The 15,596-nt window shown below is 65.7% G+C and carries 15 protein-coding genes; 14 read left to right on the forward strand and 1 reads right to left on the reverse strand.

The window, feature by feature from the left end:
• The first annotated feature begins 4 nt into the window (after positions 1 to 4).
• From EGM87_RS07130 to EGM87_RS07190, 13 genes are read left to right on the forward strand one after another with little or no spacing between them, the layout of a single operon-like run.
• Complete coding sequence (locus EGM87_RS07130) at positions 5 to 820, forward strand: polysaccharide biosynthesis/export family protein (RefSeq protein ID WP_025548792.1); 816 nt, start codon at positions 5 to 7, stop codon at positions 818 to 820.
• A complete protein-coding gene (locus EGM87_RS07135) occupies positions 817 to 2,244 on the forward strand; it encodes an ATP-binding protein (protein WP_044662418.1) in 1,428 nt (475 codons plus the stop codon). Before EGM87_RS07130 ends, EGM87_RS07135 begins: the two co-directional genes overlap by 4 nt.
• Positions 2,241 to 3,599 (forward strand): GNVR domain-containing protein, encoded by a 1,359-nt coding sequence (locus EGM87_RS07140; RefSeq protein WP_007685675.1) that lies wholly within the window; start codon positions 2,241 to 2,243, stop codon positions 3,597 to 3,599. Before EGM87_RS07135 ends, EGM87_RS07140 begins: the two co-directional genes overlap by 4 nt.
• The gene (locus EGM87_RS07145) at positions 3,596 to 4,513 is read left to right on the forward strand and encodes a P-loop NTPase family protein (protein WP_037511814.1); all 918 of its coding nucleotides are present in this window, start codon (positions 3,596 to 3,598) and stop codon (positions 4,511 to 4,513) included. The genes EGM87_RS07140 and EGM87_RS07145 overlap by 4 nt, the downstream gene beginning before the upstream one ends.
• Positions 4,510 to 5,334: a WecB/TagA/CpsF family glycosyltransferase gene (locus EGM87_RS07150; RefSeq protein WP_025548798.1), complete on the forward strand. Its 825-nt coding sequence runs from the start codon at positions 4,510 to 4,512 to the stop codon at positions 5,332 to 5,334. Before EGM87_RS07145 ends, EGM87_RS07150 begins: the two co-directional genes overlap by 4 nt.
• Positions 5,327 to 6,616, forward strand: a complete 1,290-nt coding sequence (locus EGM87_RS07155) for a polysaccharide biosynthesis protein (RefSeq protein WP_044662419.1) — start codon at positions 5,327 to 5,329, stop codon at positions 6,614 to 6,616. Before EGM87_RS07150 ends, EGM87_RS07155 begins: the two co-directional genes overlap by 8 nt.
• Entirely contained in the window at positions 6,586 to 7,983 is a 1,398-nt protein-coding gene (locus EGM87_RS07160; protein WP_044662420.1) for an O-antigen ligase family protein, read from the forward strand. The genes EGM87_RS07155 and EGM87_RS07160 overlap by 31 nt, the downstream gene beginning before the upstream one ends.
• Positions 7,976 to 8,905 carry a glycosyltransferase family 2 protein gene (locus tag EGM87_RS07165; RefSeq protein ID WP_044662421.1) on the forward strand — a complete coding sequence of 310 codons (930 nt, stop codon included), beginning with the start codon at positions 7,976 to 7,978 and terminating at the stop codon, positions 8,903 to 8,905. The genes EGM87_RS07160 and EGM87_RS07165 overlap by 8 nt, the downstream gene beginning before the upstream one ends.
• Positions 8,902 to 9,858 carry a glycosyltransferase family 2 protein gene (locus EGM87_RS07170; RefSeq protein WP_044662422.1) on the forward strand — a complete coding sequence of 319 codons (957 nt, stop codon included), beginning with the start codon at positions 8,902 to 8,904 and terminating at the stop codon, positions 9,856 to 9,858. Before EGM87_RS07165 ends, EGM87_RS07170 begins: the two co-directional genes overlap by 4 nt.
• Positions 9,858 to 10,826 carry a glycosyltransferase family 2 protein gene (locus EGM87_RS07175; protein WP_025548804.1) on the forward strand — a complete coding sequence of 323 codons (969 nt, stop codon included), beginning with the start codon at positions 9,858 to 9,860 and terminating at the stop codon, positions 10,824 to 10,826. The genes EGM87_RS07170 and EGM87_RS07175 overlap by 1 nt, the downstream gene beginning before the upstream one ends.
• Positions 10,823 to 11,950: an endo-1,4-beta-xylanase gene (locus tag EGM87_RS07180; protein ID WP_044662423.1), complete on the forward strand. Its 1,128-nt coding sequence runs from the start codon at positions 10,823 to 10,825 to the stop codon at positions 11,948 to 11,950. The genes EGM87_RS07175 and EGM87_RS07180 overlap by 4 nt, the downstream gene beginning before the upstream one ends.
• Positions 11,947 to 13,032 carry an acyltransferase family protein gene (locus EGM87_RS07185; RefSeq protein ID WP_044662424.1) on the forward strand — a complete coding sequence of 362 codons (1,086 nt, stop codon included), beginning with the start codon at positions 11,947 to 11,949 and terminating at the stop codon, positions 13,030 to 13,032. The genes EGM87_RS07180 and EGM87_RS07185 overlap by 4 nt, the downstream gene beginning before the upstream one ends.
• Complete coding sequence (locus tag EGM87_RS07190) at positions 13,032 to 13,967, forward strand: glycosyltransferase family 2 protein (RefSeq protein ID WP_044662425.1); 936 nt, start codon at positions 13,032 to 13,034, stop codon at positions 13,965 to 13,967. Before EGM87_RS07185 ends, EGM87_RS07190 begins: the two co-directional genes overlap by 1 nt.
• Here the strand turns inward: EGM87_RS07190 and EGM87_RS07195 are convergent.
• Complete coding sequence (locus EGM87_RS07195; protein WP_044663164.1) at positions 13,952 to 15,097, reverse strand: glycoside hydrolase family 16 protein; 1,146 nt, start codon at positions 15,095 to 15,097, stop codon at positions 13,952 to 13,954. The genes EGM87_RS07190 and EGM87_RS07195 overlap by 16 nt on opposite strands.
• A 43-nt stretch (positions 15,098 to 15,140) precedes the next feature.
• On the opposite strand from EGM87_RS07195, the gene EGM87_RS07200 reads away from it, so the two are divergent.
• The gene (locus tag EGM87_RS07200) at positions 15,141 to 15,389 is read left to right on the forward strand and encodes a hypothetical protein (RefSeq protein ID WP_130029977.1); all 249 of its coding nucleotides are present in this window, start codon (positions 15,141 to 15,143) and stop codon (positions 15,387 to 15,389) included.
• The last annotated feature ends 207 nt before the right edge of the window (positions 15,390 to 15,596 follow it).

Genomic DNA, 15,596 nt, shown 5'->3' on the forward strand with positions numbered 1-15,596 from the left:
AGCTGTGAAAGCCGATACTCTCCTGAAATCCATCTCGACCCTGCTCATCATTGCAGGTCCGATGGCCGCGACTGCCCAGACCGCCGCCGGAAACGCGGCGGCGACTGCAACTGCCGCGCAGGCGGCAAGCGCAGGCTATCAGCTCGGTCCGAATGACGAGCTGAAAATCTCCGTCTTCGGACAGCCCGACCTGTCGACGACCACGCGCATCAAGGAGGACGGCACCGTCCTGCTTGCGCTGGTCGGGCCGGTTTCCGCCAAGGGGAAGACGACCTCGCAACTGGCGCAGGACATTGCGGCCGGCTATGCCAGCGGCGGCTATCTGACCAAGCCGTCCGTCAGCGTGGAGGTCAGCAATTATGTCAGCCGGTTCGTCACCGTGCTCGGCAATGTGCCGGAAGCGGGCAATTATCCGCTCGACCGGGATTATACGGTGGCGTCGATGCTCGCCAAGGCCGGCGGTTCGACCAAGGACGGCGCCAATGCCGTCATCCTGACGCCTGCGGACGGCAGCGGGCCAGTACGCATTTCGCTGGCCGATATGGGCGCGGGCGCGATGCGGCCGCTGAAGGCGGGCGACACACTGTTCGTGCCGCCCGCGGAAAAAGTCTATGTCTACGGCCAGGTCCAGCAGCCCGGCGCCTTCTCCTATGTGCCGGGGCAAAGCTTCCGGCAGGCATTGGCGTTGGCGGGCGGACCGACGCTGGCGGGTTCGACCAAAAGGATAAAAGTCCGGCGGGAGGGGAAGGAAATACAGGCCAAGCTGGACGATCCGGTCAAGCCTGAAGACGTCCTCATCATCCGGGAGAAGCTGTTTTGACGACACTCGATCAAGGCTTCGCGCACTCACGCTCCAGCCAGAAATCCGGTATTTTCGACAGGTTTCTGTCCCTTACGCGCAGCGGCGAAAAGCGCAACGAGCGCGTCATACCCGACGACGTGCCGTTGCATCTGGACGTGCCCGCCCTGCCCGGCTTCCGGCATGACGCGCCGGAAGCGCAGCCGGAGGAAGCGGCGCACCGGCCGCTCTCCATGAGCGCCATGGCCGCGCCGATCAAACCCATCAGCCTGCGCCGCGACAGCATCTATGCGGCGTTCAACACCGCCATGCCGGTGACCGACCGCCATGGACTGGCAGGGCGCAACAGCGAACTGGAAAAGCTGGTCGAGGCGATCGTCGTGCAACGCAAGCATGCCGTGATCTTCGGCACGCGCGGATCGGGCAAGACCTCGCTCGCCCGCGTGTTCGGGGATCTGGCGGACGAGGCGGGATGCGTCGCGCTTTATGCATCCGCCAATGGCGAAGCGGATTTCGACTCCCTCTTCCGTCCCTTCCTGACCGAATTGCCGATGAGCAGCGCGGGACAGGAACGGGCGCGCAAGATGATGAGCGAGCCGCTGGACGTGTCCCGCCTCTCCGCCCTGCTGGTGGAGGAAGTGCGGGAGCGTTCCATCCTCATCATCGACGAATATGACCGGGTGCAGTCGGAAACGGCCAAGCAGGACGTCGCGACGCTGCTGAAGCTGCTGACCGACATCCACTCGCCGGTACAGGTCGTGCTGGTCGGCATCGCCAGCGACATTGACGGGCTGATTGCCGCCCACCCCTCGCTGCGCCGCCATCTGGTGCCGCAGCGGGTCGCGCCGATCCCCAAGCCGGAGCTGGAGCGGCTGCTGCTGTCCTGCGCCTCCAACGCCCGGCTTTCCATCGACGAGGATGCGCTCGACGCATTGTCGAGCGCGGCCATGGGATCGCCCTATCATGCGCGGCTGTTCGGCATGTCGGCCGCGCTGGTGACGGAATCGGCCGCGCGCGACCGGATGCTGCTGTCCGATGTCGAGCAGGGGCTGCTCTCCGCGCTGGAGGATTGGCAGGAAATGAGCGGCCAGACCCATGCGCTGTTCCGCCGCATCCTGTGGGAAGCGGGTTCCACGCGGCGGATGATCGCTCTTGCCGCCGTCGTCGCCTCCCAAATGTCCGCCATCAGCTATGAGCGGCTCGTGAAGCTCGGCCATGAGGTGCTGGGTGGCGGGTCGGTGAACGAAGGCCAGGCACGCGACGCGATGATGCGGCTGCAGCCCGCGCTGGTGGCGACGCCCAATGGCGAGCTCTGGATGTTCGAGGATACGCTGGCGCCGCAATTTCTGCTGCTGATGGCGAAGCAGCCGGTGCAGAGCGCACCGCCTGTGCAATCGCCCGCGGAGGAGATGCGCGCGCTGCTCAAGGGAGTGGACGGGCTATGACCATGAACCCGATGGATTTGCTGGCCGCGCTTCAGGCGCGCTGGCGCACGGCGGCGATGATCGGGGGCATATTGTTCCTGCTCGTCGCGATCACCGCTTTTCTGCAACCGCGGCAATATATGGGCACGGCGTCGCTGCTGCTCGACCTTTCGCAGACCGATCCGACCGACACCAATACGGCGCAGGGGCCCAAGCCCGACACGGATTCCATCCTGGGCACGCAGACGGACATCATCCGCAGCGGCAAGGTGATGAACGCCGTGGCAAGGGAAGCGGGCTTCGTCAATGCGATGCCGACGGACATGCCCGCCGATGCACGGGTGCAGGCGGCAGCCGCCACGGTCGCGAAGAACATGACCATCACCACCGGCCGGCAGAGCAACGTGCTCCAGATCCAGTATCTGGACGCCGATCCGCAGGTCGCCGCAAAGGTCGCCAACCTGATCGCCCGGATCTACATGCGCGAACAGGTGGAACTGCGCGCCTCCCCGGCGCGCGGATCGGCCAAATGGTTCGACGAGCAGACGGAGGAAGTGCGCCGTCGCTATGAGATCGCGCAAAAGAAGCTGTCGGACTTCCAGCGGGCGCACGACATCATCGGCATCAACCGCATGGACCTTGAGGCGGAGAAGCTGAAGAACCTGTCCTATCAGCTTACCCAGGCGCAGGCGGAAGCGGCGGCCGCACGGTCCAAGGCCGGTGCGGGCAGCGTTTCCGACATCGAAGGATCGCTGATCGTCCAGAATTTGCAGGAACAGGTGGCGGCGCAGTCCGCCAGGGTATCCGAACTGCAAAAGACCCTGGGCCCCAATCATCCGACCATGGCGGCGGCGGCCGCCCAACTGTCCGAACTCCAGTCCAAGCTGGCGGCGGCGCGCGCCAGCCAGGCCGGCGCGGTCAGCGCCAACAGCGTGGCGGCCAGCCGGCGGGAGGGCGACCTCAAGTCCAACATGGCGGGGCAGGAGGATCGCATGATCCGCATGTCGGACGTTCAGGATCAGCTCATGGTCCTCCAGCGCGACGTGGATGCCGCGCGGCAGACCTATGACACGGTGCGGCAGCGCTTCAACGAGGCGGTGCTGAAGAGCCAGATATCCCAACCCAATGCCAGTCCGCTGGATGAGGCCACCGTGCCCCTGCTGCCTGCCAAGCCCAATATCATGCTGTGGCTGATCGGCGGGATCGCGCTTGGCCTGGTCGGCGGCGTGGCTGCCGTCATCCTGATGGAGATCGTCCATCCCCGCGTTCGTTCCGCGGCCGGCGTCGCCCGCGCCACCGAGGTCGATGTCATCACCGAACTGGTGCCGGTCCCTGCGCGCCAGGCCAAGTTCTTCAAGCAACAGGAGGCCGCATGAGACTGCGTTCCACGGCGGGCGCCCCGCATCAACTGGCCTCGGGCGGCAGGGCAGGCGGCGGCGCCGCGCTGCGTCCCCGCGCCCGCGACAGCCATAATTTCGCCCGACTGGCGGTGGAGCACGGTTTCCTGGCCGAAGCCGATGTGCACAAGGTCGAGGCGCATGCCCGATCCCAAGGGCTGGCGCTGCATGACGCGGCGGTTGACCTGGGGCTGCTGAACCCGGAGGATGCGGGCATGCTCGCGGCCTTGCAGGGCGGCTTCGCCCTGCTGCCGGAGGGCGACCAGCGGGTCGATCCGCTGGTGGTCGCGGCCTTCGACCCCGCCAATGCCTATGCCGCCAAGGTGCGGACGATCCGCGCCAAGATGCGCGCCGCGGCCAAGGAGGGCGATCCCGCTGCCCTGCGGCTGGCGGTGCTGGCCATAGAGGCAGGCGACGAGGCTGCGATCATGGCGGCGAACCTTGCCGTCGTGCTGGCCCAGATGGACGGGCAGACGATGTTGATCGACGTCGACATGGGCCGGCCTTCGCTCGACCGGCTGTTCCGCATCGCGAACAAGGCAGGACTGGCCGAACAATTAATGGGCAGCGCCGCGCTGCTGCCCGCGGCCAGGACGGCGGTGGAGGGCCTGTGGCTGATGACCGCCGGTCGCGCATCCGGCAGCGCGGCGAGCCTCGTGACGCGCGGCCCGCTGGCGGAAACGGCCAATGGCTGGGGCCTGCGCGACACGTCGATGCTGTTCTACCTTGCGGAGCGGAAGGGCGACCAGACGCCCTATGGCAGCATATTGGCGGGCTTCGACGCCGTCGTGATCGTCGCGCGGCGCGGCGATACCGCCATTGCCGACATGCGCCGGGTCATCGACGATCTGGACCGGCATGGCGTACCGATCGCCGGGACGGTGATTGCATGAGCGCCGAACAAGCGCTGGCGCGTCCCCAGCCCCTTCCTTCTCCCGGAATCGGTCCGGGCATAGGGAATGAAGCCCCCGTCGCGCATGTCGGCGGCCTGCCCGTATCCACCCTGTCGCTGGATGCGCTGATCGCGAAGATGCTGGTGGAAGCGCCCCTGCGCCGTAGCCTGGAACAGCAGCCGTCGCTGGTGTTCGACGCCAACGGCCAGGGCCTGTCGATGAACGCCACCGATCCGGACTTCCGCGCCAATCTGGCGCAGGCGGACCTGATCCATGCCGACGGACAGATCATCGTCGCGGCCTCCCGCTGGTTCGGCGGACCGCAGATCGCGGACCGCTCCAGCACGACGGACATGTTCATCGACAGCCTGAAACCGGCGGCGGAGGCTCAGGTCAGCTATTATCTGCTCGGCGGCGAGGAGAAGGTGAACGCCGCCTGCGCGAAGGAGATCCTTGCGCTGGCGCCGGGTCTTCAGCTCGCCGGACGGCGCAACGGCTTCTGGAAGCCGGAGGAAGAGGATGCGGTGATCGACGCGATCAATGCCGCCGCGCCCGACGTCCTCTGGGTCGGCACCGGCAAGCCGCGCGAGCAGGCCTTTTGCGTGCGCAATCGCGACCGGATCAAGGCCGGCTGGATCGTCACCTGCGGCGGCCTGTTCAACTATATCACCGGCGACTATCCGCGCGCGCCGCTCTGGATGCAGAAGTCCGGTTTCGAATGGCTGCACCGCATGGCGACGCGGCCCAAAGAACTGGCCTGGCGCTACATCACCACCAATCCGCACGCCCTCTGGCTGATCTGGAAACATCGCCATGGCTGAAGCCCAGGTGGCTGAAAATCTTCCGACGGGCCGCGTCCGGCGCCTTGGCAGCCTGTTCGGCCGCTTCGGGCTGGCGAGCCTGTCGTCGGCGATCGTCTCGGTCAGCCATCTGCTGGTCCAGCTCTTTTCCATCCACCATCTGGAAACGGCGGCCATCGGCACGCTGGCATTCCTGCTGGTGATCATCCAGTTCGGCTATGGCCTGTCCAATGCGCTGGTGTCGACGCCCTACACCATCGCGGTGAACCAGGGAGACGATGCCGATGCCCGGAGCTTCGACTTCTTCTTCCCGGTCAACCTGATGCTGGCGGCCAGCCAGGGACTGATCTGCGCCGCCATCGCCTGGGCAACCGCCTCTCCCGCCGCCGCCCTGCTGTTCGGGATGGCGGGCATGCTGTCGCTGATCCGCTGGTTCGGGCGCTCCAATGCCTATGCGCATCATGCTCCGGCAAGGGCTGCACGATCGGACCTCGCCTATGCAGGGACGATCCTCGCCGGACTGCTGATCGCGATGCGGACCGGCGCGGACATGCCCGCCATCGGCGGCATGCTGGTGGCGGCCAGCCTGGTCGGACTGCTCCCCTTCGGTCTCGCCTATCTGCGGCGGCACTTCGCCATGGCGCCCGCCCGCGCGATGGGCGCCTATCGCCCGGTGTGGAAGGAGCAGTCGGCCTGGACGCTGGTCGGCGTGCTGTCGACGGAGGCGACCTCCAATTCGCACAGCTATATCGTGACGCTGCTCGCCGGGCCGACCGCCTTCGCGCCGATCGCCGTGGGGATGCTGTTCTTCCGCCCGGTCAATGTCTGCATCACCGCCCTCACACAGTTGGAGCGGCCCCGCATGACCCGGGCCGTGGCGCGCGGCGATCATGACGCGGCGATCAGGTCGGAACGGGTCTTCATGGCCGCGCTGGTCATGCTGTGGCTGGCGACCTGCGCCGTGGCGGCGATTGCCCTCTATGCCTTTCCAGGCCTGATCCTGAAGCCCACGCTGGACCACCGGCTGGTGATGGTCGCGGTGGGCCTGTGCGCCCTCCTCTCCCTCGTCCAGTGCGTGCAGACGCCGATGAGCGTGATGACCCAGGCGCGCAAGGCCTTCCGCCCACTCGCCGCGCAGAGCATGCGCAGCTGCGGCGTCGGGCTGGTCGCCGTGACGCTGCTGGTGCTGGGCACCGCGCCCGTCTTCTCCATCGGCGGGGTCGTGCTGTCGCAGCTCGTCATGATGCTCGGCATCTGGCAACTCGACCGCAAATGGCGGCGCGATCAGCGGGGAGCCGCCTGACCATGGCGACAAGCTGGCATCGCGGCGGTGTCGCCGCCATCCCCGCACAGACGGGCGGCGGCCAGAGCATGCGCATGATCTGGATCACCCAGATCTTCTATTTCGTCTTCCTGATGATGGTCTTCATCGGCCAGCAACCCTTCGCCTCCCGCACGCAGGACGAGCTGGTGGCGATGGCGCAGGAAAATGACGGGTCGGACCTGTTCAAGCAGATGCTGTTCATCGGCTTCGCCCTGCTGCTGACCGGCGTGCAGATCATCCGCAAGCATCCGCTGCAATATAGATTCACCTTCTGGCCGCTGGCGATCATGCTGGTCTGGTTCTTCATTTCCTGCACCTGGGGCGTGGACCCGTTCGTGTCCTTCAAGCGGGCGATGCAGCAGCTCATCGTGATCTACATCACCTTCTGCGCGCTGTCCCTGATAGGGCCGCAGCGGCTGTTCGACGCGCTGCGCGCGGCGCTGATCGTCTCGCTGATCATCTGCTGGGTGTCGCTGCCGCTGACACCCGCCGCCGTCCATCCACCGACCGAAAGCGACAAGGCGCTGATCGGCGCATGGCGCGGTTTCTTCTTCCACAAGAATATCGCCGGGGCCGTCATGGCGTTGACCTTCATCGTCTGCGGCAATGCATGGATCGACCGGCGCAAATGGTATTATGCGCTGTTCGCGGTCATGGCGTTCGTCTTCGTGATCGGGACTAAGAGCAAGACTTCGCTCGCGCTGTGCGTCGGCATGCTGGCGATCAGCAACATCTATCGGGCGCTGAGCGACAACACGCAGAAGCGCGCGATATTGCTGCTGATGCTGGGTTTCGGCATGGTGGGCTTCCTGGCGCTCTACATCGCCTATCAACCGACCATCGAGCGGCTGTTCGCCGATCCGACCAGCTTCACCGGGCGGGTATCGATCTGGCGGGTGGTGTTCGATTATCTGGCCGATCATCCCTATCTGGGCGCGGGCTTCGGCGGCTTCTGGCAGGTGGGCGTAAACAGCCCCGCGCATGACTATCTGAACCAGCAATTCCAGATGCTGACCGCCCATTCGCATGACGGCTATCTGGAAATCTGGGTGACGACCGGGCCGCTGGGCCTCATCATGCTGCTGGTCAGCTTCCTTGCCTTGCCCGCCTATTGGTTCCTGACCGGCTCGACCAGGGAGAACCAGGCGCTGATGGTGCCCGCCTTCGCCATCTGGGTGTTCGTCATGTACCAGAACCTGCTCGAAACCAGCTTTTTCGACAAGGATCGCCAGGTCTGGGTGATCTTCCTCGCGGCCATCGCGGCCGCCCACGCCACTTTCAAGGCCAAGCCGCGCCCGCAATGGACCCGGCGCCACCATCTCCAGCAGGAGAGCGTCCATGGCTAATATCATCGTCTGCATCGCCACCTGCAACCGGCCACAGGGATTGCGCCGGACCCTGGAATCTCTCGCTGCGCAACAAACGCGGCACCATCTGGAAGTGCTGGTGGCCGACAATGACGCGGCCCATCAGGAAGGGCTCGCCGTGGTCGAGCAGCTCGCTTCCCAAGGCTATCGCTGGCCGATCGAAGCCCTGCTGGTTGCGGAACGCGGCATTCCGCTGGTGCGCAACGCGCTCGTCGCCGCCGCGCTGGCGCGGCCCGGCGCGACCCATGTCGCCATGCTGGACGATGACGAGGCAGCCTCCCCCGGGTGGATCGACGCCATGGCCGATACGGCGCAGCGCTGGGAGGCGGACGTGGTCGGCGGCGCCGTGCTGCGGGAGATGGACAGCGCCATCGCTCCCTGGGCGGCGCGCCATCCCCTGCTCGCCCCCAAGCAACGCGGGCAGTCCGGCCCGGTCGCGCTGGTGGACAGCACCGCCAATGTGCTGATCGCCGCCACGGCCCTGCGCGCCATGGGGGAGCGCCCCTTTGACGAGCGCATGGCGCTGACCGGCGGGTCGGACAAGCAACTGTTCACCCGCATGCAGCGCGCCGGCTTCCGCTTCGCCTGGTCGGAGGAGGCGGTCGTGACCGAACTCATCCCCGCCAGCCGCGTCACCGCCCGATGGCTGCTGATGCGCGGCTATCGCGTCGGTATGACCGACATGATGGTGGAGCGTTTCCACAGGGGCCGGCTGCGCGCCCTGTTGGGCGAAGCGCCGCGCATCGTCGCGGGATTCCTCGTCGGATCGCTGGGCGCTGTCGCGACGTTCGACCGGGGCAAGCGGGTCGAACGGCTCGGCAAGCTTTATCGCGCGGCCGGCAAGATCGCCGGGCTCGCCGGATTCCACTATGAAGAATATCGAAAGGTGCATGGCGCATGAGCGATGCCGCGCTGGGCAAGCAACCCTTTTTCTCCGTCGTCATCCCGCTCTACAACCGGGCGGAAATCGTCGGCGACACCATCCGGTCCGTGCTGGCGCAGGACTGGCAGGATTTCGAGATCGTCGTGATCGACGACGGTTCGCGGGACAATCCCGGCCCCGTGATCGACGCGATAGGCGATCCGCGCGTCCGCTATATCCGGCAGGATAACGCCGGCGGCGGCGCGGCGCGCAATGCCGGCATCATGGCGGCCGACGGGCGCTATATCGCCTTTCTGGACTCCGACGACCTGTTCCTTCCCGGCAAGCTTTCCATCATGGCGAAGGCGCTGGCGGGAGATGACGGGCGAACGGTGCTCTATTCCCGCATGAAGGTGGACCGGGGCGTCGACCGCTACTGGATCAGGCCCGACCGCGGCATTCGCGAGGGCGAGGATGTCGGGGAATATCTGTTCTGCGCCAATCAGTTCATGCAGACCAGCACCATGGTCGTGCCGACCGGCATGGCGCAGCATGTGCTGTTCGACCCGGCTTTGAAGAAGGGACAGGATCTCGACTTCTGCGTCCGGCTCCAGGGCGCGGGGGCCCGGTTCCGGATGATCGACCAGCCGCTGACCATCTGGCTCGACGCGACGGAGGCGGGCCGGACATCCTATGTGAAGGGCTATGAAACCTCGCTCGACTGGCTCGACCGCTGCGGCCACATGCTCACCAACCGGGCGCGGCGGGGCTATCGCGCAACCGTGCTGGCCTATCATATGGCGCCGATCAGGCCGGTGGTGGCGATCAAGGATCTGGCGGTGGGCATGGTGGCGGGCGGCGTTCCTCCCCGCGTGATCGCCCGGCAGGTGCTGCGATCCTATCTGCCCAAGCCGCTCTACCGATCGCTGGTCAACGGCTTCGTCCTGCGCTTCGGCAAGGCCGAGGCCGCCACAAGTGGAGCCGGTTCGTGATGACCGCCTGGCAACCTCCGTCCAGCCTGAAGGCTGCCACCGCCGCGCCGCTGTTTTCCGTGGTGATCCCCACCTATCAGCGGCGCGACGCGGCGGTGGCCGCCGTCATGTCCGCCCTTGAACAGACGGTCGCGATCATCGAGGTGATCGTGGTCGTGGACGGATCGACGGACGGGACGGAAGTTGCCCTGGGCGCGATCAACGATCCGCGTCTCAAGGTCATCGTGCAGGAAAATCGCGGTGCGGCGGCCGCGAGGAACAAGGGCATCGACCATGCCCGCGGACGCTATATCGCCTTTCTCGACTGCGACGACCGGTTCCTGCCGCACCATCTTGCCGACCTGCTGCCCCTGTTGCAGGAGAGCGAGGATGTCGTCGCCTATGGCCAGGTGCTGGCCGACCGTGGCGAAGGACGCAATTTCCTCAAGCCGCCGCGCGCCATCGCCCATGGCGAAACCATGGACCGCTATCTGATGTGCGATCGCGGCTTCATCCAGACCAGCAGCATGGCCCTCAGCCGGACGCTGGCGGAGAAGGTGCGCTATCGCGAGGATGTGAAATTCGGCGACGATACCGACTTCGCCCTGCGCCTGTCGCTGGCCGGGGCGCGCTTCCTGATGACGGAACGGCCCGGCACCATATGGGCCGACCGCGATGCCGACGACCGGCTTTCGCAGGTGCGCGGCAGCATCGGCAGCCTGACCTGGCTGCGGGACCTGCGCCCCCATATCAGCCCGCGCGCCTTTTCCGCCTATATGGGCTGGCACGCCGCGAAAAGCATCTGGCCGACCAGCAGGCGGCAGGCGATGCGCTACTATCTGGGGGCCGTCTGCCGGGGCGCCTTCGGTCCCCGCCTGGCGGCGACCGTGCTGTTGCAGATCGTGATGCCCGACCCGGTCTATCGCCGCATTTCCGACCGCTGGATCGACCTGTCCCACATGCTCGCCGGCAAGGGGCAGAGGCTGTGAGGCGGCGTGAATTCCTGGCGGGCGCGGCGGCGCTTTCCGCCTGCTCCCCCATCCAGCCGAGCGCCGCACAGGTCGGCGGCACGGCAGGGCTTTCAGCCCATGCCCGCAAGTCGGGCCGCTATTTCGGCGCGGCGATCAAGTCGCGCCAGTTGCGCGAAGACCCCGATTTCACCGCCGCCGTCGCCCGGGAGTGCGACATGGTGGTCCAGGAATATGAACTGAAGCGCGGCACGACCGAGCCGAAACCCGGCAAATATGATTTCAGCGGCGCCGACCAGATCATCGCCTTCGCACAGCAGCATGGCATGCGCGCGAGGGGGCATGCGCTGGTCTGGTACGCCGCGCAACCGCCTTGGCTGGAACCGGCGTTGAAGGCCGCCGGCCGTGCCGAACGCGAAACGCTGATGACCAGCTATATCGACACCGCCATGCGCCGTTACGCAGGCAAAATCCGCGAATGGGACGTCGTCAATGAAGCCATCGAGCCCAATGACGGCCGCGCCGACGGCATGCGCGCCAAAAGCATGTGGATGGATGCGCTGGGCGAGGATTATATCGACATCGCCTTCCACCACGCGCGGGAAGTCGATCCCCGGCCCATGCGGTTCCTGACCGATTTCGGGATAGAACATGACTCCCCCCGCTGCGAGCGCCGCCGCACTGCTCTGCTGAAGCTGCTCGACCGGTTGATGGCGCGCAACGTGCCGGTGGACGCGGTCGGCATACAAGGGCATCTGAAGCCCTATAGGGAAGGTTTCAACCAGGCCCTGTTCGCGCGCTTTCTGGAGCAGCTCAGCGGCTATGGGCTGGCCCTCTCCATCACGGAATTCGACGTCGCGGACCGGGGTGGGCCACCCAATCCGGACAAGCGGGACAAGGAGGTCGCCTCCGTCGCCAAGGCCTTTCTGGACGTGGCGCTGGACAATCCGGCGATGCGTTCGGTGCTCTGCTGGGGGCTGTCGGACCGCTATAGCTGGCTGTCCAGTTTCAAGGATTACAAGTGGCCCGACGGCCAGTTGTCGCGCGGCCTGCCTCTGGACGGCGGGATGCGCCGCAAGCCGCTGTGGGACGCCATAGCCGCCGCCTTCGACGCGGCCCCCGCCATGAGGAGCGCAGGCGCATGAGAATTTCCTCGCTGACCGGCCTTCGCGGCGTGGCGGCGGTGTCGGTGCTGCTGTACCACATCCCGCATAATCCGGCGTTCGAGGCGTTTCGCCTGCCGCTTTTTTCCCGCGCCTATCTGGCGGTCGACCTGTTCTTCATCCTGAGCGGCTTCGTCATCTCCTTCGGCTATCACGACCGGGTGGTGAACCATCTGGGGTGGGCGAGCTATGTCGACTTCCTCGTCAACCGCATGGCGCGCGTATGGCCGCTGCACCTGATCGTGACGCTGGTGTTCATGGCGCGCATCGTCCTGAACATCTCCGGCAGCCAGGCGATCGCGCTCGATGCGCCGAACATCCTCACCAACCTGCTGATGGTGCAGAGCTGGGGTTGGGGAACGGAGCCGATCGCGGGCAACAGCTGGTCCGTCAGCACGGAGGTCGCGGCCTATCTCATCTACCCGCTGATCGCCATCATCGCCTTCTCGCGATGGGCATGGGTGCAGGGGTTGCTGTGCGTCGGAATATTGGGCCTGGTGGCGCTGTCGGGCCGGGGTTCCAGCGGTCCGCTGGACGTCAATGACAGCGACAGCGTGCTGACGCTGCTGCGCTGCCTCGCCGGTTTCTCGCTGGGCGTTCTCAGCTATCGCTGCGCAGAGAAGGCGTGGTGCCGGCGGCTCATCGACCGGACGGGCGCATTCGCCATGATCTGCGGGCTCATCGCGCTCGCGCTGCTGCTGCCTGGAAAGGCCGATCTGCTGGTGGTCTGCCTGATGCCGGCGCTGGTGCTGAGCTGCTATTATAACGGCGCGGCGGCGCGGGCGGTGATGGCCAATCCGGTCAGCTTCCATCTGGGCCTGATCAGCTATTCCATCTATCTCTGGCATCCGCTGGTGCGCGACGTGTTCGCCCGCGGCATGGGCGTGGCGCACAGGCATGGAATCACCGGCTTCGACGGACTGATCGTCCTCGCCATGCTGGTGGCGACCTGGCTGCTCTGCTGGGCGAGCTATGCGCTGGTGGAGGTGCGCGGGCACCGCTTCATCAAATGGCTCCAGCGCGGCGGACGGAGCCGCAAGCCCGTGGTCGAGGCGGCCGCCTGATGCCCGCGGTCTGGATCGCCATTCCCACCTTCCGCCGGCCCGAACAGCTCCGCCACCTGTTGGAGGCCCTGCCCGGCGTAACCGACCGCCATGATGTGATGGTGCTGGTGGCGGACAATGATCCGGTCCGGCAGGAGGGAGCAGCCGTGGTCCGGTCCCTGCTGGCGGAGGGATATGGCCTGCCCGTGACGCTGCTGACGGTGACGCAGCCGGGGCTCTGCGCAGTTCGCAATGCCATCGCCGCCGCCGCTCTGGACGACCCGGCGATGCGTTTCCTGGCGATGATCGACGATGATGAGTGGCCGCAACCCGGCTGGCTGGACGCGCTGCTGATCTGTCAGGCGCAGGTGGGCGCGGATGTCGTTGCCGGGCCGGTGGGCAGTTGCTTCGTGGGGCAGCCGCCGCGATGGGCGCGCGAAACGCTGGTCTTCCGCGCGGAGGAACGCCCATGGGGGGCGACCGGCATGCTCTGGGCAAGCAACAACCTGCTGGTCGGCCGGCGCGCCTTTGCAATGATCGGCGCGCCCTTCTTCGATCCGCGCTTCAACCGCAGCGGCGGAGAGGATCTGGATTTCCTGGCCCGGCTGCATGAGGCAGGCGCCCGCTTCGGCTGGTCGCCCGATGCACGGGTCAGCGAATGGGTGCCGGCGGAGCGGGCGCGCCTTTCATGGGTGCTGAAACGCATGTGGCGCATCGGCTGCACTGAAACCATGGCGCGGCGCAAGGCCCTGCCCGGCCGCATCGGCGGCGCGAAGCTGCTGGCCCGGTCGATTGCGATATTGGGACTGCGGACCGCGGGACTGGCGGCCCTGTTGCTGCCCGGCGCGCGTCGGGTGGACATCGCCGGACAGTGGGTCAAGAGCTGGGCGCGCCTCTATGCCCTGGCAGGAGGCGCGCGCAGCTATTACGGGGCGAGCCATTATGGCGCGCTGTAGATTTTGAAGCTCTTGACGACCATGTCGCCCGACCCGTCATCATAAGCGCCATCGGTCTTCACCGCGACGTCCATGATGGGATAGAAGCGGAAGCCCCGGAAGGGATTGACCGACTGATAGGTTTCCACCCCATCCACGAACCAGGTGATGTAATCGCGCTGGATGTCCACGGCGAAACGATGGAAACCCTGGGAATAGCCGCTGAGGCCATAGGCCTGCTGCGTCTGGATCGTGACGCCCCGCTGATCGTAACGGGTGCCGTTGGCCCCGATATGCAGGGTATGGGCGACATGGCGGTCGAAACCCCAATAGCTTTGATAGCCGAACCCTTCATAAATATCGATCTCGGGCGGCCAGCCGCTGGTCGACACCAGCCAGAAGGCAGGCCATGACCCGCGCCGGCTGGGCATTTTGGCTTCCCATTCATATTGGCCATAGCCGATCTGCGTCGCCAGGAAATTGCGCCCGTCGAGCACCGACGACCCATAATACCATGTCTGGCCGCCATAGCTGATCGGCGTCTTCAGCTTTTGCGTATGCAGGACTAGTCCGTTCGTCCCCCAATAGACCGGCCCTTCGATGCCGGGGAAAATGCTGGAATCGAGATAGAGGCCGGTTTCCCCATTGGCGATCTGCGTCCGGCCATGGGCAAGCGAAGTCGCCCAGCGGTCCCAACCGCCATCGGGGGACCGCCTATGCGTGTCCTTGAGCAGTTCGAACTGAAGCGTGCCGGTCGCCGCGAAGCTTCGCGGCTCGCGAAACATACCCGTCGCCCTAGCGGTTGCGATGGCCGTGCTGCTGGCCATGATCGTCGCGGTCGATTGACCCTGAAGGCCGCCCCAGGGCGCCTCCCGCAGCTTGACCTGGAACTGCTGGCCTTCCGTGGCGCCGATGATCGGCACCGCGACGGTCTGCACCAGCGGATCGCCGGGGCGGAAGATCACCACCGTGTCGACCGTCTGGTAATTATAGCCCGACAGTGCGCGATAGGTGCCCGATCCGTTGACCGTGATGATCCGCGCGATCACCGTATTGGGCGTCGGCCGATCCAGCGTCACCGGCACATAGGCCACGCTGCTGCCCGGACGAAAGCTCGCATTGCCCAGCGACAGCGTCGCCTTTGCCGGCAGCTTCGTCCCATTGGCGAAGTCGAAATCGGAAAAATCAGAGACAATGTTCATCGTCGTGGAACCGCTGATCGTCGACGACGTTATCGTTGTGGAGTTCGTGGCGGAAAGAAGCTGCGAACTGGTACTGGTTGCAGTCGACGTCATATTCGATGTCGACCCCCCAGTCATGATCGTAGCGGCTCCCGCTGCGAAAATACAAAGCATTCCGGCTCCAAAAATGGAGCCAGTCATTTTGACAGGCATGGTTGCGACCCCCGCAGTTAACCCCAATAGGGTCCCCCAAGAAGGTTAACAAAAACTTCGGGTCAACGACGACTCGTCGTATCCTTTCGGAATTTGCGACGAGTTGTTGGTGGACATGCTGAAAACTGGCTGAACCTGGCCATGTTTTCAGAATCGATATGACCCGGGATTTCCACGCCGGAAATGAAAAGCGCTCCCGACACAAGGCCGGGAGCGCGCCTGTTCCAGCCCTTACCGCGAGGGAAGGGATTTCGGT

It is taken from the genome of Sphingobium sp. RSMS, assembly GCF_005406185.4.
Taxonomy (GTDB): Bacteria; Pseudomonadota; Alphaproteobacteria; order Sphingomonadales; family Sphingomonadaceae; genus Sphingobium; species Sphingobium fuliginis.